This window comes from Zhongshania aliphaticivorans (genome assembly GCF_001586255.1).
GTDB classification, from domain to species: domain Bacteria; phylum Pseudomonadota; class Gammaproteobacteria; order Pseudomonadales; family Spongiibacteraceae; genus Spongiibacter; species Spongiibacter aliphaticivorans.
The window spans coordinates 3,469,862-3,485,375 of sequence record NZ_CP014544.1; the positions used below are offsets into that span (position 1 = coordinate 3,469,862).

The window sequence follows — 15,514 nt, forward strand, 5'->3', positions numbered from 1 at the left end:
AAATCTTATTCGGTAGTCGTGCTGACACCCGAGTTTAACTCAAATATCCGCACGTTATCACTCTCGGCGTTCGCCACACCAAGATAGGCTTTGGTGCCGATGAAGAAGGTAGTGATGCCGTCCGCGCCCTTATCACCAGTTGCTGCGCCAAAGTCGCGATTGTTCACGTACTGCACAAACTGAACGCCCATTGGTGAGGTAATATCGTAAATCGCAATACCACCGGCACGCTGCAAACTCACAAAGGCATAAATCCGATTGAGGCTAGACACCAGCGCAATGCTTTTGGGCGCCGCACCATTGAAGGGGCTTGCAGTGTCGGCATCATTAAAGTTCGCACCTAAGCTAGCCGCCGTTACCAGAGCGAGGTCGCTACCTGAATCAAACAACAATTCGCCCTGTTCATTCCAGATCGCAAACGAGCGCGCACCAAAAGCAGTGATTTCGTCAACATCGTTGTCGTTGTCGGTATCGCCGTCTTCGTTACTGACTTTGAGACCACCCAACATAGCAGGGTCTGCGGCAGCGGTTGCGCTTGGATTGCCATTATCAACCGCGAGGTCACTGGCATTGACCTGATCGCTATACGCGGAGTAAATACGTGGGCGACCTTCGTTGGCCGTAATGAAGTAGTTTTGATTCGCGAAGCGATAGGCACCAACCTCGTCTGGCTGATACAGACCGTAAACTCCAGGCCAACTGCGAATATCAACGGTATTATCCGCTTTTACATCGAATTCATTGCCTTTGACGCCGAAGTCTTTACTCCCCAAGGCCACAATGCGATCAATGCTGTTATCAGCCAAATTGATAACGGCCACCGCGTTGTTTTCTTGCAGGGTAACAAACAGTTTGGTGTTATCTAGCGTGACGGCAATGTGTTCTGGCTCAAGATCTTGCGCGACCGTGGCACCGGCGTGCACTCTCACACCAGCGGGCAATTCTTGGGCGCGAATACCGCTAGCATTAAACTCCGCAAAGCTAATTTCTTCAACTTCTGCGACATTAACGCCATCCCTGAGGTCGATAACCGAAATACTGCCCTCTGGGTCATTGCTGAAGTCATCACTAGGCTGCCCTTCATTGGCAACAAAAATGCGACTGCTAAGCAAGTCAAAAATCGCCATTTTGGGCGACGCGCCAACCTCAAAGGTCGCCACTAGGCTAAGGTCAGATAATAAATAAAGCGCGACGATGCCCTTCGCTTGCGGATCGTTATTATCCAGCGCCACTGCAACATGGGAGCCCGACGTGGTCACCCATTTCGGTGCACCAAGCGTAATACCCGCGTCAGTCGCCGCTGCCGCTAGGTCGAGGGTCGCTGGCGTCGCCGATACCGGTGCGAGAGGATCAGTAACGTCTAAAACATCTACGCTATTGTTTTGACCATTCACCGCAAATAAACGCTTATTCGTGGTATCGCCAGCCAGGGCAATTGCATTGCCCACGGCAAACGATGCTGATTTAGTGTAATCCAGATTTGGCTCTATTGGCGCAGAGGAAGTTACAACAAAAGCGCCAATCGGCAATACCTTTACTGTGCTGCTAAGCCCGGTAATACCGTAGTTATTGTCGTTCAGCACCACCGCAAAATTGGCGTCCAGCAGTGCAAAACCTTCAATATTTTCAGCCAGCGGACTAATACCCTTAGGCAGCGGCATAGTCAGCGAATCAAAACCGAGCTGCTTGGTAATAAATTTGACGTCAGTCGGGAGAGTAGTTTGCTCCAAGCTCGGGCTTGTTGCTTCTTGATCCCAAGGGCCGCCTAAAATATTGGTCGCATTGGCAAGGTTGAGGCGGTAAAACTTACTCACCGTCTTGGCCTGCTCAACCACAATCACGTAATCAGTATCGATTGCGATAGCTTCATTTATGGTCACGTCGCTTTGCGCTACAAAATTATCGCCGTCGAGATCACCCTTGTTCTCGCTTCGCGACTTGATCGCAAATTGCGATGGCGCATCTAAACGATAAAGGTATTCGCCAACCATTTCTTTCGCCGTGCCATCAGCATTTAATTCAACTTTAGCAACCCGCACAATACGCGACTCAGCTGCGCCATTAGTGGGGTTATCCAAGGGCCCCTGCATAAAGAAATACAGGTATTTGTTATCTGGGCTCAGCGCTAAAGCCTCAATGCCGCGGTCTATTGCGCGTCGTTCAAAAATGGCGGGAATAATATTGCCGCTGACAGGATAGTTTGCAGCAGCTAATTGACCCGCCAAGCCTGCGGGCACTTGCCGCTCTAAAATTTCGCCGGTGCTGCTTACCAGCAGTAAGCTCGGGCCATATTCGTCGGCAACCCAGAAATTACCATTGTTCAAGCGCACCAGTGCCTCTGGATCAATACCGTCGGCACTGCGTGGCAATACATTGCCTTGATTATCGTAAGGCGTCTCGACATAGGCGCTGGTAAAGGGGTTAGGCAGGCCATTTATTGCGGCGCCATCGCTGCCAGTCAGAGTAATAACTTCGGACTGCTCCAATGTTAAACCGGTGCCAATACCGCTAAGCTGCCATTTAATAATTTGCGGCGAATAATCACTAATAGCAAAGACAGTGCCGGGATTACCATCACAAAAATTAGCAATGCCCGTCACCGCTTCGCTGTCGGCACAATCAATCGTCGGACCGCGATCAGTGATGGTATAAAATACGTCGTTGGATTCGCTCAGTGGTCGAAACGCGCCACTGCCAATAGCCACGTTGAGACTCTTGCTATTACCGATCGTGGCGCCCTTTGAAAACTCGACACTGCCCAAAGATTCGTTAATCGTAAATTGCCGAGAATTAGGCTCTGTACCCCGGAAGCCCCGGCTATCGCTTTTACCACTGCACGCACTGGTGGCAATGATGCCGATGGCGAGCGACAGCGCCCAGAATTTACGTCCGTACATCTGCGATTCAAAAATCATCAATAGCATCCCAATTTACAATTCGGGCCAGCGCCAACAATACCGGCATTTTGACAGCGCGACTGAATGTGTACATCAGGCACCATCACGATAGTAATCTTTAAAATAGAAGCTCTAAAACAAAAGCCTTTTAAATCAAAAAGGGGCTGTAACGGCCCCTTTTTCTAACGAATAAATTACAGCTGAGAGCGGCCTTTATTCGCGGCAATACGCAAGCGCAGGGCATTTAGCTTAATAAAGCCTTCTGCATCTTTTTGGTTATACGCGCCAGCGTCGTCTTCGAAAGTGGCAATTTTCTCATCAAAGAGCGAATTGTCAGACTTGCGACCCACTACGACCACATTTCCTTTATAGAGTTTCAAGCGTACTACGCCGTTAACAAAACCCTGTGACTCATCTATGGCCGCCTGTAGCATACGGCGTTCTGGGCTGAACCAATAGCCGTTATAAATGAGTTTTGCATAACGGGGCATTAATTCATCTTTTAGATGAGCCGCTTCACGATCTAAAGTAATAGACTCAATGGCGCGGTGAGCGCGTAGCATAATGGTGCCGCCTGGGGTTTCGTAACAGCCCCGCGACTTCATGCCCACATAGCGGTTTTCGACCAGGTCCAAACGGCCAATACCGTTGTCGCCGCCGATTTTATTTAGCGTAGCCAGCATAGTAGCAGGGCTGAGCGCCTCGCCATTCAATGTTACTGGGTCGCCGTTTTCATAGCCAATTTCGATATAGGTCGGGGTATCTGGCGCTGCTTCAGGGCTAACTGACCAACGCCACATGTCTTCTTCTGGCTCCCAGTATGGGTCTTCCAGATTGCCGCCCTCGTAGGAGATGTGCAGCAGGTTGGCGTCCATGGAGTAAGGGGATTTTTTCTTCTTGCCAGCAAAATCAACAGGGATATTGCGCTCGGCGCAATAGGCCATCAAGGTTTCGCGGGAGGTTAGATCCCATTCACGCCAAGGCGCAATGACTTTAATGCCGGGCTTCAGCGAGTAAGCACCCAGTTCAAAGCGAACTTGATCGTTGCCTTTGCCGGTAGCGCCATGGGAGATCGCGTCGGCGCCGGTTTCATTGGCTATTTCAATTAAGCGCTTGGCAATTAGCGGGCGGGCAATAGAGGTGCCCAGCAAATACTCGCCCTCGTAAATCGCATTGGCGCGGAACATGGGGTAAACGAAATCGCGGACATACTCTTCGCGCAGATCGTCGATGTAAATTTCTTGCACACCCAGCGCCTTGGCTTTAGCGCGGGCGGGCTCCACTTCTTCACCCTGACCAATATCGGCGGTAAAGGTCACCACTTCACATTTGTAGGTATCTTGCAGCCACCTGACAATCACTGAGGTGTCTAGGCCACCTGAATAAGCCAAGACTACTTTGTTGATATCCGACATTTATCACTCCGCTGAAGCCCTCGCAAAACGCTGTGCCTGCGAGATTAAAAAAAGACCGTCATTTTAGCGGTCTTTGCCCCGCTACGCCATGCCAGCTTGCGCCTTCTGCCCAGATCGGCCAAAAAGCGGTAAAACTATTGAAATGAATGCGCTCTGGGCTATTGACGGCAAGGCTATTGCTGGCAAAAAATAGCGCAAATTCAACATCCCGACGGAAGCCCCCTCGCCGTGCTAGAGATTAACGCTGTTTCCCGTAGCTTCGGCGATTTTGTCGCGCTCAATAATGTCAGCTTGCACATCCAAGCCGGGGAGTTTTTCACCCTGCTTGGCCCCTCGGGCTGCGGCAAAACCACCTTGCTGCGGCTAATTGCCGGTTTTGACCAAGCCGATAGTGGGCAAATACTACTCGATGGCAAATCCCTGTGCGCGCTACCGCCTGAGCTGCGCCCGGTGCACACGGTATTTCAAAGCTATGCGCTGTTCCCCCACATGACCGTGGCCGAGAATATCGCTTTTCCCCTGCGCATGGCCAAAATGAGCAAATCCGAAATTGCCCACCGCGTTGCCGAAGTACTCGACGATGTGCGCCTGCCCGACAAGGCCAATCACTACCCCGATGCGTTGTCCGGTGGCCAGAAGCAGCGCATTGCCATTGCCCGCGCCCTAGTAAACCGGCCTCGCCTACTACTCTTAGACGAACCGCTGTCGGCGCTGGACGCCAAACTGCGCGAGCAAATGCAAATTGAGCTAATCAACCTGCAAAAGGAAGTGGGCATTACCTTTGTATACGTGACCCACGACCAGGGCGAGGCCTTGGCCTTGTCCCACCGTATTGCGGTGATGAACAAAGGCGAGATCAGTCAAATCGACGAGCCTTCGGTACTTTATAGCTATCCCGACAATCGCTTTGTGGCGGACTTTATCGGCCAGTGCAATATTCTCGACGCCAAGGTGGTCAGCAGCGATGCACACAAGGTGAGTATTGCCGTAGCGGGCCTTGGCGAATTGAGCGCCACTGCCAACCCTGAAATCACCTTTAATAGTGGCGATAGCTGCGCACTCACCCTGCGCCCCGAAAAAATTCGCCTCGCCGCCACCCTTGAGGCAGGCTCCGATGAAGTCCTGTTCAGCGGCAAGGTCCACGACATGCTGTACTTAGGTGACGTGACCGTCTACATCATTGAGCTCGCCAACGGTGTGCTGATAGAGGCGATGCTGGCTAACGATGCCCCCGGTCGCACCCGCTTGTTCGATACCGGCGATGGCGTACAAATTGCCTGGCGTATCGACGCCGGCCACTTGGTCCCGTAAGCCAGTGCAGACTTTAATGAATCGCGCCGAACGCCTCCGCAATCACTTAATGGCGCTGCCACCGGCGCTCTATCTATTGCTGTTCTTTGCCGTGCCCAGCCTAATGATGCTCTTTGCCTCATTCCGCTATCCCGGCGAATACGGCGGCTTAGCGCCGTGGTATTACATTGAAGACGGGCAATTTAGCCTCGATTTCACCCTAGAAAATTGGCTGCGCCTGTTCGAGTCGGGAATTTACCTAGGCCTACTATTTAAATCCTTGGGCTATGCGCTACTGACCACCCTTATTTGCACGATCATGGCCTACCCCTTGGCACTGATGATTGCCCGCAGCCAAAAGCGGTTTCGGGATCTGCTGCTACTTTTAGTAATTCTGCCGTTTTGGAGTAATTTCCTGGTACGCATCTACGCGTGGATGATTATTTTCAGCCCCCAAGGTGCGCTAACCATCGGCCTTAACCATGTCACTGCCGCACTCGGCCTCGAGCCGATTAGCCTGATGTTTAGCAGTACCGCCGTCATTACCTGCCTAGTTTATGTGCATTTACCCTTTATGATTTTGCCGCTGTACGCCAATTTAGAGAAGCACGATAGCCGCCTCCTCGATGCCGCCCAAGACCTTGGCGCCAATCGCTTTCAGTGCTTTTGGCTAATTACCTGGCCACAGTCACTGCCCGGCATCTATGCTGGCGCAATTTTAGTATTTATTCCTTCGCTGGGTATTTTCGCGATACCCGACCTGCTCGGTGGCACCAATGGCATTATGATTGGCAACGTCATTAAGCAGCAATTTGTCGAATCTCGGGACTGGCCGTTTGGCAGCGTGTTATCGCTCGTTCTCACTGGCATCACCCTTTTATTAGTCTTACTCGCCGCGAAACTCGGCAAAACTGGGAGTGCCAACAATGGTACATAATCGCCCCAGTAAAGCTCTCGTCAGCGCTGGCGTTTTGGTTTATCTATTCCTCTACATCCCGCTAGCGGTGGTCGTGATTTTTTCTTTCAACGACTCCAAGCTCAATGCCGAGTGGGTGGGCTTTACGTGGAAGTGGTATGAAAAACTCATCCATAACGAAAATATTTTGCGGGCGGCGGGCAATTCACTCATTATTGCCATCATGAGCGCCGCCATGGCCACGGTCCTCGGCACTCTAGGAGGCCTGGCGATCCATCGCGGCCGCCAGAAATGGCTGCCGGCACTGGTCCTAGGCCCCATTGCCATGCCCGATATTTTAATCGGCGTTAGCCTGTTGCTGATGTTTATTTTACTCAATGTCACTTTGGGCATGGTGTCGATCATTCTCGCCCATGTCAGTTTTTGTATCGGCTTTGTCGCGCTGGCAGTGCAGTCACGTTTGGCGGGCATGGATCAAAGTTTAATAGAGGCGGCCCGCGACCTCGGCGCCAGTCCCTGGCAAAGCTTTAGGCTCATCAGTTTGCCCCTGCTAATGCCCGGCATTATTGCCGGGGCATTAATGGCCTTCACATTATCTATTGACGATTTTGTAATTACATTCTTTACTGCCGGGGTAGGCAGCTCGACCTTACCACTGGAGATCTATTCAATGGTTAAAATTGCCGTCACCCCGGAAGTCAACGCCGTATCAACCCTGTTGATGTTGGTCACCCTGACCTTGATTACCGTGCTATCGAAAATTTCGCCTGCTGTATTGCGGCAATAACCCACTTACCCCTCTAAAAGGACGCTATCGTGAAAAAGTTACTGTGCTGTTTTGTGCTGTGCCTTTCGCAATTTGCTATGGCTGAAAAGGCCTTACATCTGTTCAATTGGAACGACTATATTGCCGAAGATACCGTCACTCGTTTTGAAGCCTTGTGCGGCTGTAAAGTGGTGCAGGATTATTTCTCAGCCACTGAAGAAATGATGGCCAAACTCCTCGCCGGTGGCGGCGATTACGACGTGGTTATTCCCACCCAAAACGCCGTCGAAGCACTGATCAAGCAGGGCTTTTTGATGCCCTTAGACAAAAGCAAGCTCAGCAATATTGGCAATAGCGCGGCGGGCTACATGAACAAGGCTTACGACCCCGGCAATGTTTACTCCCTGCCCTACGCCTTTACCACAACGCTAATAGGCTACAACGAAAACAAAATTACCGAGCTGGGTATCGACCCCGCCGACTGGTCGATTATTTTTGATCCTGCCGTGTTAGCTAAAATCAAAGGCAAGGTCACGGTAATGGACGACGCAGAAGAGTTATTCGGCGCGGCGCTGAAATACCTAGGCTACTCTATAAATGACACCAATGAGAAACACCTCAAAGAAGCTCAAGCCGTTATCCTCAAAGCCAAACCCTACTGGGCGGCCTTTAACTCGTCGAGCTACATCAAAGAACTTACCGTTGGCAATATCTGGGTAGCCCACGGCTATTCCAGCGATATGTTCCAAGCTCGCGCCGACGCTGCCGACGCCGGACGTGATTTCACTGTTAACTTTGTACTGCCTAAGCAAGGCGCGGTATTAGCACTAGATAATATGGTTATCCCGAAAAAGGCCCGCAACCCCGAGCTGGCCCATATGTTCATTAACTTTATGATGGACCCGCAAAATGCCGCGGAACTGACCACCATCGTTGGCACCGGCAACCCCAATGCGGCAGCCACGCCCTTCATTGACGAGGACATCCTTAAAATTAAGGCGATCTTCCCAAGCGCTGAACAGCAGGCAACACTAGAAACTATTGCCGCGCGCAACGCCAAAGAGCGCCGCTTAGCCAACAAACTGTGGACGGAGATCAAGGTTCGCTAAGAATGTATTAAAGGCCTTTGCAAACCTACTCAGCTGTTCTACTATTTTAAGCGGCGTCATTGCGCCGCTTAAAATAAACCGTAGCTGTACTCATCAACCAAAGGGAATTTGCTGATGAAAACCTATCTACGCCGCTGGTCGGCACAACTCGTATTTTTAAGCAGTCTGTTAATCATCTCTTTTTCTGGCCACGCCCTCGACGTGAATACTGCCAGCGCTGAAGAATTACAAACCCTCAAAGGCATCGGCGAAAAGCGGGCCGAGGCGATCATTGCCTACCGCAATAGCAACGGCCCGTTTAAATCCAGCGAGGACCTCCTGGCCGTTCCCGGTATTGGCAGCAGTATTATTACCGCCAATAGCAAGGAACTAGAGTTTGGGCAGCAAGACCCAAATTAAGCCGAAGGTTTACCAACACAAATTGGGGATAATTCCCCTTACCAACCCCAAACACCTGCGGCGCGATGCCGTGGGTGTTTATACAAACCCCGAATTCCTGTAGCATTCTGCGCCAGAGCCATTGCTTACCGGTCCGATGCTAGTCAGTATCGCCGCCGCCGACACTGATTAAGGCCTTCCATGCAAACCTTAAAGATTACCCGCCCCGACGACTGGCACATTCACCTGCGCGATGGCGAGGTATTAAGCCACACCGTCGCCGACGCCAGCCGCTACTTCGGTCGCGTTATAGTTATGCCCAATTTGACGCCGCCGGTGCGCAATCTGGCCGAAGCCAATGCCTACCGCCAGCGCATAGTGCAGGCTTTACCTGCTACGGGCCACCAATTGACACCGCTGATGGTTTTATACCTCACAGACAAAACCACTGTCGCCGATATCGCTGAAGCAGCCGCATCAGACACGGTATTTGCCGCCAAACTCTACCCCGCTGGTGCCACCACCAATTCTGACTCCGGCGTGACCAGTATCGAAAATCTCTACCCGGTTTTAGCCGCCATGGAAAAACACGGCCTGCCGCTGCTGGTTCACGGCGAAGTCACCGACGCCGATATTGACATTTTTGACCGCGAAGCGCGTTTTATAGAACGCCACCTGACACCTATCGCCGCGAATTTCCCTGCGCTAAAAATGGTGCTAGAACACATTACAACAGCTGACGCCGCACAATTCGTGAGCGCGGCCAGCGACAATATTGCCGCCACCATTACCGCTCACCACTTGCTGTACAACCGCAACCATATGCTCGCTGGTGGTATTCGTCCGCATTATTACTGCTTGCCGATATTAAAGCGCAACACCCATCAACAAGCTTTAATTAGCGCCGCGACCTCGGGCAGCCCCAAATTTTTCCTGGGCACCGACTCTGCACCCCACGCCAAAAATCGCAAAGAAACCAGCTGCGGCTGCGCAGGCTGTTACACTGCCTACGCGGCAATTGAAATGTACGCCGAGGCCTTTGACGCCGCTGGCGCCCTCGACAAGCTCGAAGCCTTCGCCAGTTTTTACGGTGCCGACTTTTATGGTCTGCCCCGCAATAGCGACAGCATTAGTTTGATCAAACAGTCGTGGACCGCCCCAGAGCAACTCCCGCTGGGCAGTGATACTATTTACCCGCTGCGCGGTGGTGAGCAACTCCACTGGCAGATAGGCTGAGACCGACATGGACTTTTGTGATGAAAAATCAATGATCTCGCAGCGGTTTCGCGGCTTTCTACCAGTGGTTATCGATGTTGAAACGGGCGGTTTTAATTGCCAAACCGACGCCGTATTGGAAATTGCCGCAACTTTTTTGCGCATGGACGACTCCGGCCAACTCGAACCCGATGACACCGTCAGTTACAACGTCGAGCCATTTGAAGGCGCCAACCTCGAACCCGCCGCCCTTGAATTTACCGGCATTGACCCCCATAACCCATTACGACAGGCACAAAAAGAAGTGACTGTCATGGGCGAGCTGATGAAGCGAATTCGCCAACAGGTAAAAGCGAGTGGGTGCACCCGAGCGGTGCTAGTTGGGCACAATGCGCACTTTGATCTTGGCTTTGTATTGGCCGCGATTGAACGCAGCAGCATTAAACGCAATCCCTTCCACCCTTTTTCGGTGATGGATACGGCCAGCCTTTCAGGGCTAGCTTATGGCCACACTGTGCTCGCAAGAGCCTGTCAGCTAGCGGACATCGACTTCGACAACAACGAAGCCCATAGCGCCGCGTACGATGCACTGAAGACTGCCGAATTATTTTGCCAGATCGTCAATCGCTGGCAACAGCTTGGCGGCTGGCGTTGGTCTTGATCTTGCTTTTAAATATTTAAAAGCAGATCGCGGCGGAGAATAACCGCCTTAATACGGTCACAATTTAACCACGTAAATCAACTCTCAGGAGAGAATCCAATGGCTTTTGAATTACCTGCACTGCCCTATGCGAAAGACGCTCTGCAACCGCATATCTCTGCAGAAACCCTCGATTTTCACCACGGCAAGCACCACAACGCCTACGTTACTAAACTTAACGAACTGCTTCCCGGTAGCGAGTTTGAAGGCAAAACGCTGGAAGAGATCATCAAAGCTTCTAGTGGCGTGATGTTTAACCAAGCCGCCCAGGTTTGGAACCACACCTTCTACTGGAACAGCCTTAGCCCCAACGGCGGCGGCGCACCAACAGGTGACCTAGCAGCAGCCATCGACAAAGCTTTCGGCTCATTTGATGCATTCAAAACTGCATTCAACGCCAAAGCAGTCGGCAACTTCGGCTCAGGCTGGACTTGGTTGGTTAAAAACAGCGACGGCAGCCTTGAAATCGTCAACACCGACGACGCCGACACCCCGATCGCCCGCGAAGGTCAAACTCCGCTGATCACTGCCGATGTCTGGGAACACGCTTACTACATCGACTACCGCAATGCCCGTCCTAAGTATTTGGAAGAAGGTTTCTGGAACTTGGTGAACTGGGAGTTTGCTGCGGCGAATTTCGCGTAAGGCCTGACGGAAGATGGGGGACGATATGTCGCCCGCTTCAGGAACCTCGCTTCGGCGGGGTTTTTTTATGTCCGCAGAGAGCGTAATGCCTGACGGGAGACGGGAGACGCTAAGAGTGGCTGGTCGAGGTAGGTTGAATAGTGGCGGCCCTATGCATGAAGTTTTGCCAGAGCAACGCTAAAACACAATAAATTCAAGCTCGTGCCGTCCTGCCTTTGCGTCTCCCGTCTCCCGTCCAGCATTCAGCGTCCCAGAAGCATAAAAAAACCCGCGACACCTTCCGATGCAGCGGGCTTTTAAAGAACCTCAGACCAACTTACAGCTTATCTGAATTCTCTGACAAGTAAGCAGCAACGCCGTCTGGCGAGGCATTCATACCTTTGTCGCCTTTGTTCCAGCCAGCCGGGCAAACTTCGCCGTGCTCTTCGTGGAACTGTAGGGCTTCAACCAAACGCACTAGCTCGTCGATGTTACGCCCCAGTGGCAGGTCGTTGATCAACTGTGAACGTACCTGACCTTCTTTATCGATCAGGAAAGCACCGCGGAAAGCAACGCCGCCTTCAGCTTCAACGTCGTAGGCACGGCAGATGTCGTGACGCACGTCAGCGGCCATGGTGTAAGTCACAGGACCAATACCGCCATCTTTAATAGCGGTGTTGCGCCATGCGTTGTGAGTGAACTGTGAATCGATAGAAACACTGATTACTTCTACACCCAGCTCACGGAATTTATCCATACGGTGATCCAGTGCGATCAGCTCAGAAGGACATACAAACGTGAAATCCAGTGGGTAAAAGAACAATAAGGCGTATTTGCCTTTGGTGGCTTCGCTCAGTGTGAAGCTGTCAACGATTTCGCCATTACCAAGTACTGCAGCACACGTAAAATCTGGCGCTGGCTTACCGACTAAAACACCCATGTTTATAAACCTCCGGTTTTATATTTGATTTAATTTTTATACCTGAAAAAACAGATATAAAAGCTTTATTCAGACCGGCAATCATACACCCGCCCCCCGCTCTATCCCATTGAATTTTCTAATCACGACCATAGGATTTAGCTATCGGCATTATATGGCTTGCATACAATTGACAAGCATTCTCATTTGCATTATCGTTGCCATTCAATAAAGTGCTGACCGAGATCGAGACCAGTATGTACGTTTGTCTTTGCAAAGGAATTACAGATAAGCATATTCGCGACAGCGTTGATGCCGGTGCTGGCAGCTTTCGCGAAGTGCGCCGTCAACTCGATTTGGCCAGCCAATGCGGTAAATGCGGCATTGTCGCCCGCGAAGTTTATGAGAACTACTTAAACAGCTACGACGAAAATCTCTGTTACGCAGCGGCCTAAGCACCCCTTCATAATCTGTATTCTTACTTTCGCAAACATTACGCACCTAGTAATGCCAGCCTCCAGACCTTTTTGTACCCTTTGCATATGGATGCCTGTCCCTGCCTTCGCAGGGATGACGCGCAGATATGACCGAATAAATTACTTTGTAATAAACACTGGAGCCCCGTCGTAATTCCTAGCGTGCCAGCGTCGCTCCTGCGAAGGCAGGAGCCCATCTCAGCAACGAAGGTACAGGCATGACGCGATAACAGGTCGCAGATAAAGTGCTGCGCCACCCACCGCCAAGGCGAAATGCATTCTAAGCAATGGGGTTCCAAGTAACATTTGCATCTCCCGTCGCGCGTTTCAACTTGAATACTCACTGTGCCCAGTCCACACTTATAAAAACCGCCAACCATGCAAAGGATCAAGCTCATGAAAGGTGACAGCAAAGTCATTGCCTATCTTAATAAAGCCCTCGGCAACGAACTCGTCGCAATAAACCAGTACTTTCTGCACTCACGCATGTACAAAGACTGGGGGCTAAAACAGCTAGCCGACCACGAATACCACGAGTCCATCGACGAAATGAAACACGCCGACAAACTGATTGAGCGCATTTTATTTCTGGAAGGCCTACCCAATCTGCAAGACCTCGGCAAATTGATGATTGGCGAGAATACCAAGGAAATGCTGGAATGCGATTTAGCCCTAGAGCTAAAAGCAATTCCCGATCTAAAAGACGGTATTAAATACTGCGAGACCGTTAACGACTATATAAGCCGCGAACTGTTTGAAGAGATTTTGGAATCAGAGGAAGAGCACGTTGACTGGCTGGAAACCCAGCTCGGCCTAATTGAGAAAGTGGGTATTCAGAATTATCAGCAGTCGATGATGGGTGGGGTGAGCTAAAAGCGCTCACCGTCGGACGTCAGACGCCTGACGTCCGACGATCCAAAGCGTCTCCCGTCAAGCATCAAGCCTTTTTCACTGGCGATACATGAATCGCTATCTCAGCATCAAACACCACTTCACCCGCGTCGTTCTTCACTTCAACAATCACCGGCACTGAGCCTTTTTCGCCGGGCACGATCTCGCGCATGGTGGCGTAGCCCCGCAACACACCCTTGGCGCGCCCCAAATAACGCACGGTCATACCAGCGGGAATCCAGCGCATACCTCCAGGCAGAGAAACCATGCTGACCACGCCAGCGCAGATTTCGGCTAGGTTGCACATGGCAATCGCATGTACGCTGCCAATATGATTATGAATAGCGCGGTGTTCTTTGATGCGCACCACCGCATGACCAACGTCCAATTCTTCAAAGCAGGGCTTTATCGTTGCAAAATAAGGGGCTTTAAGACAAACCGCCTTGGAAAATGTCCATTTACCAGCGGGATAAGGCGACAGCTTGCGCCACATTTTCAGGGTTGTGTTCATTACGGTCACTCCAAGGATAATAAGCTAGACCGTAGCACGAACGAGTAAAATCGCCATTGACCGCCAGCGTGCACTGCCGCGCTGCACCGGCCAATAGTGGCTTGCCTAGGCTTACGATGGCCGCTTCCAGCGCCCGGGTTTGCTCACCCACACCCAGACACCACTTAACGCAATAAGAAGTAAGGCAATTGCCGCCAAGTCCATAATGTAGACACCAATAGAGCCAAACAAGCGGCCGCTGTGTAAATCGAGCAACAGGCGCTCCCAGCTCAAACCACTGCCGCGATATTGATCTAGAAGACTGCGTTGAATAATGGGCGGCGCCAGCGCTGGCGCGGCCCAAGCCACGCCCTCAACACTCATGGCTGAAAACATAAAGCTGCGGGGGTCAAAAGCAATCACGCCAGCGGGAGTGCGCAGTAATACTGCCTCACCATCCAGCGCCAAGGCCTCCGCGCCGCGAGGCAAACCCAGCGACTCGCTAATATCGTCGAGCTTCTCGCCCGCAGGAGTAAAAAGTTGTAGGCGTCCAGCACATAACACGGCAATCGTGTCTGGCAACACCACCACTCCTAATAACGGGCTATCACAACTGCCAATTTGAGTTTCCGCCAGATAGAGACCATCACCAAGCTGACTCAACCAAGCACCGCTGTTAAGGGGTTTATTTAAAGGAAAGCTGCGCAGAACCGGCGAGGGAATGCCGTAGTGCTTTAATAGCCACGCTTGTTTTAAGGGCTTTTTATCGAGCCCCCAGTCGTCGCTGTGGTTAATGGCAATGCCAGTGACAACCAACACTACAACAAAAAGCGCTGCCACCACACCAATACGGCGATGCCAACGCAATAACAACATTCTAAAAATACGATAAGGGCTCACTACTTATTCCGCTGCGCTAATGTCAGCTGAAGCTTGTACCGCATCTGCAAGGAGTAATGCAATAAGTGTGACTTGTTTTACCGCCCTAACCGATAAAGTAGCGCCGGTGATACCATCGATATGCTGGCTTAATACATCGCGCTCAGCGAGCGCGGCACCACGAAACTGCTCAGTAAAAAAGCTGTGCCGAACCTCCCACCCCCGACTCTCGCGAAAGGCCAGAATCTCAACTCGCGCCACACTTGTTCTCGCACCGCCCGAATCAACGACAACGCCAATGGTAATCGGCATTTCCTTGCCGATTTCTTCCAATATCCACGCCGTCCTCGAACCCAACTGCCAATAACGCACCCGTAGCAGGGGGAAGTCTTTACCGCGAATCGCCTTTATTCGCGCCTTTAACGCCGGCGTTAACCAAAACACTTTAGACTCCGGCTTGGCATCATCACCAAAACCCAAGTCGAGAAATTCGTCCACCGTCAAATACTGTCCGGCACTGGCCGCCTGTACCATCGGTGTCGTCATACA

16 protein-coding genes are annotated in these 15,514 nt (G+C 51.6%); 10 read left to right on the forward strand and 6 right to left on the reverse strand.

Annotated elements, in window-relative coordinates:
• Positions 1–5: 5 nt before the first annotated feature.
• On the reverse strand, positions 6–2,915 hold the full coding sequence (locus AZF00_RS15390) for a choice-of-anchor I family protein (protein WP_008251862.1): 2,910 nt from the start codon (positions 2,913–2,915) through the stop codon (positions 6–8).
• 176 nt (positions 2,916–3,091) lie between these two features.
• A complete protein-coding gene (locus tag AZF00_RS15395) occupies positions 3,092–4,312 on the reverse strand; it encodes an argininosuccinate synthase (RefSeq protein ID WP_008251863.1) in 1,221 nt (406 codons plus the stop codon).
• Between the two features lie 228 nt (positions 4,313–4,540).
• On the opposite strand from AZF00_RS15395, the gene AZF00_RS15400 reads away from it, so the two are divergent.
• The 8 genes from AZF00_RS15400 (at position 4,541) to AZF00_RS15435 (ending at position 11,331) form a co-directional block, all read left to right on the forward strand.
• Positions 4,541–5,623 (forward strand): ABC transporter ATP-binding protein, encoded by a 1,083-nt coding sequence (locus AZF00_RS15400; protein ID WP_008251864.1) that lies wholly within the window; start codon positions 4,541–4,543, stop codon positions 5,621–5,623.
• 16 nt (positions 5,624–5,639) lie between these two features.
• Positions 5,640–6,539, forward strand: coding sequence for an ABC transporter permease (locus AZF00_RS15405; RefSeq protein ID WP_008251865.1), 900 nt, complete (start codon positions 5,640–5,642; stop codon positions 6,537–6,539).
• Positions 6,529–7,305 carry an ABC transporter permease gene (locus AZF00_RS15410; protein WP_008251866.1) on the forward strand — a complete coding sequence of 259 codons (777 nt, stop codon included), beginning with the start codon at positions 6,529–6,531 and terminating at the stop codon, positions 7,303–7,305. The genes AZF00_RS15405 and AZF00_RS15410 overlap by 11 nt, the downstream gene beginning before the upstream one ends.
• Before the next feature lie 29 nt (positions 7,306–7,334).
• Positions 7,335–8,393 (forward strand): polyamine ABC transporter substrate-binding protein, encoded by a 1,059-nt coding sequence (locus tag AZF00_RS15415; protein ID WP_008251868.1) that lies wholly within the window; start codon positions 7,335–7,337, stop codon positions 8,391–8,393.
• 114 nt (positions 8,394–8,507) lie between these two features.
• Positions 8,508–8,792: a ComEA family DNA-binding protein gene (locus AZF00_RS15420; RefSeq protein ID WP_008251872.1), complete on the forward strand. Its 285-nt coding sequence runs from the start codon at positions 8,508–8,510 to the stop codon at positions 8,790–8,792.
• Between the two features lie 180 nt (positions 8,793–8,972).
• Positions 8,973–10,007 (forward strand): dihydroorotase, encoded by a 1,035-nt coding sequence (gene pyrC, locus AZF00_RS15425; protein WP_008251875.1) that lies wholly within the window; start codon positions 8,973–8,975, stop codon positions 10,005–10,007.
• Between the two features lie 7 nt (positions 10,008–10,014).
• Positions 10,015–10,647, forward strand: coding sequence for a ribonuclease T (gene rnt / locus AZF00_RS15430; protein WP_008251877.1), 633 nt, complete (start codon positions 10,015–10,017; stop codon positions 10,645–10,647).
• Between the two features lie 99 nt (positions 10,648–10,746).
• Positions 10,747–11,331 (forward strand): superoxide dismutase, encoded by a 585-nt coding sequence (locus AZF00_RS15435; protein WP_008251879.1) that lies wholly within the window; start codon positions 10,747–10,749, stop codon positions 11,329–11,331.
• A gap of 316 nt (positions 11,332–11,647) precedes the next feature.
• Here AZF00_RS15435 and AZF00_RS15440 read toward each other — a convergent pair whose 3' ends face one another.
• Complete coding sequence (locus AZF00_RS15440) at positions 11,648–12,250, reverse strand: peroxiredoxin (protein WP_008251881.1); 603 nt, start codon at positions 12,248–12,250, stop codon at positions 11,648–11,650.
• A 236-nt stretch (positions 12,251–12,486) separates the two neighbouring features.
• Between AZF00_RS15440 and AZF00_RS15445 the strand changes: the two genes are divergently transcribed.
• The gene (locus AZF00_RS15445; RefSeq protein ID WP_008251883.1) at positions 12,487–12,684 is read left to right on the forward strand and encodes a bacterioferritin-associated ferredoxin; all 198 of its coding nucleotides are present in this window, start codon (positions 12,487–12,489) and stop codon (positions 12,682–12,684) included.
• A 417-nt stretch (positions 12,685–13,101) separates the two neighbouring features.
• The gene (gene bfr, locus AZF00_RS15450; protein ID WP_008251884.1) at positions 13,102–13,578 is read left to right on the forward strand and encodes a bacterioferritin; all 477 of its coding nucleotides are present in this window, start codon (positions 13,102–13,104) and stop codon (positions 13,576–13,578) included.
• 64 nt (positions 13,579–13,642) lie between these two features.
• On the opposite strand, the gene AZF00_RS15455 is transcribed toward bfr, so the two are convergent.
• The 3 genes from AZF00_RS15455 to AZF00_RS15465 all read right to left on the reverse strand — a co-directional run bounded on the left by AZF00_RS15455 (position 13,643) and on the right by AZF00_RS15465 (position 15,511).
• Complete coding sequence (locus tag AZF00_RS15455; protein WP_008251885.1) at positions 13,643–14,107, reverse strand: hotdog fold domain-containing protein; 465 nt, start codon at positions 14,105–14,107, stop codon at positions 13,643–13,645.
• A 111-nt stretch (positions 14,108–14,218) separates the two neighbouring features.
• A complete protein-coding gene (locus AZF00_RS15460; RefSeq protein ID WP_008251893.1) occupies positions 14,219–14,986 on the reverse strand; it encodes a PepSY domain-containing protein in 768 nt (255 codons plus the stop codon).
• 3 nt (positions 14,987–14,989) lie between these two features.
• Positions 14,990–15,511, reverse strand: coding sequence for an FMN-binding protein (locus AZF00_RS15465; RefSeq protein ID WP_050985241.1), 522 nt, complete (start codon positions 15,509–15,511; stop codon positions 14,990–14,992).
• Between the last annotated feature and the right edge of the window lie 3 nt (positions 15,512–15,514).

Excerpts from the sequence above, each read along its gene's own strand:
- AZF00_RS15390 (WP_008251862.1), bottom strand. The coding sequence starts at position 2,915 with ATGATTTTTGAATCGCAGATGTACGGACGTAAATTCTGGGCGCTGTCG.
- AZF00_RS15395 (WP_008251863.1), bottom strand. The coding sequence starts at position 4,312 with ATGTCGGATATCAACAAAGTAGTCTTGGCTTATTCAGGTGGCCTAGAC.
- AZF00_RS15405 (WP_008251865.1), top strand. The coding sequence starts at position 5,640 with ATGAATCGCGCCGAACGCCTCCGCAATCACTTAATGGCGCTGCCACCG.
- AZF00_RS15410 (WP_008251866.1), top strand. The coding sequence starts at position 6,529 with ATGGTACATAATCGCCCCAGTAAAGCTCTCGTCAGCGCTGGCGTTTTG.
- AZF00_RS15420 (WP_008251872.1), top strand. The coding sequence starts at position 8,508 with ATGAAAACCTATCTACGCCGCTGGTCGGCACAACTCGTATTTTTAAGC.
- pyrC (WP_008251875.1), top strand. The coding sequence starts at position 8,973 with ATGCAAACCTTAAAGATTACCCGCCCCGACGACTGGCACATTCACCTG.
- rnt (WP_008251877.1), top strand. The coding sequence starts at position 10,015 with ATGGACTTTTGTGATGAAAAATCAATGATCTCGCAGCGGTTTCGCGGC.
- AZF00_RS15435 (WP_008251879.1), top strand. The coding sequence starts at position 10,747 with ATGGCTTTTGAATTACCTGCACTGCCCTATGCGAAAGACGCTCTGCAA.
- AZF00_RS15440 (WP_008251881.1), bottom strand. The coding sequence starts at position 12,250 with ATGGGTGTTTTAGTCGGTAAGCCAGCGCCAGATTTTACGTGTGCTGCA.
- AZF00_RS15445 (WP_008251883.1), top strand. The coding sequence starts at position 12,487 with ATGTACGTTTGTCTTTGCAAAGGAATTACAGATAAGCATATTCGCGAC.
- bfr (WP_008251884.1), top strand. The coding sequence starts at position 13,102 with ATGAAAGGTGACAGCAAAGTCATTGCCTATCTTAATAAAGCCCTCGGC.
- AZF00_RS15455 (WP_008251885.1), bottom strand. The coding sequence starts at position 14,107 with ATGAACACAACCCTGAAAATGTGGCGCAAGCTGTCGCCTTATCCCGCT.
- AZF00_RS15465 (WP_050985241.1), bottom strand. The coding sequence starts at position 15,511 with ATGACGACACCGATGGTACAGGCGGCCAGTGCCGGACAGTATTTGACG.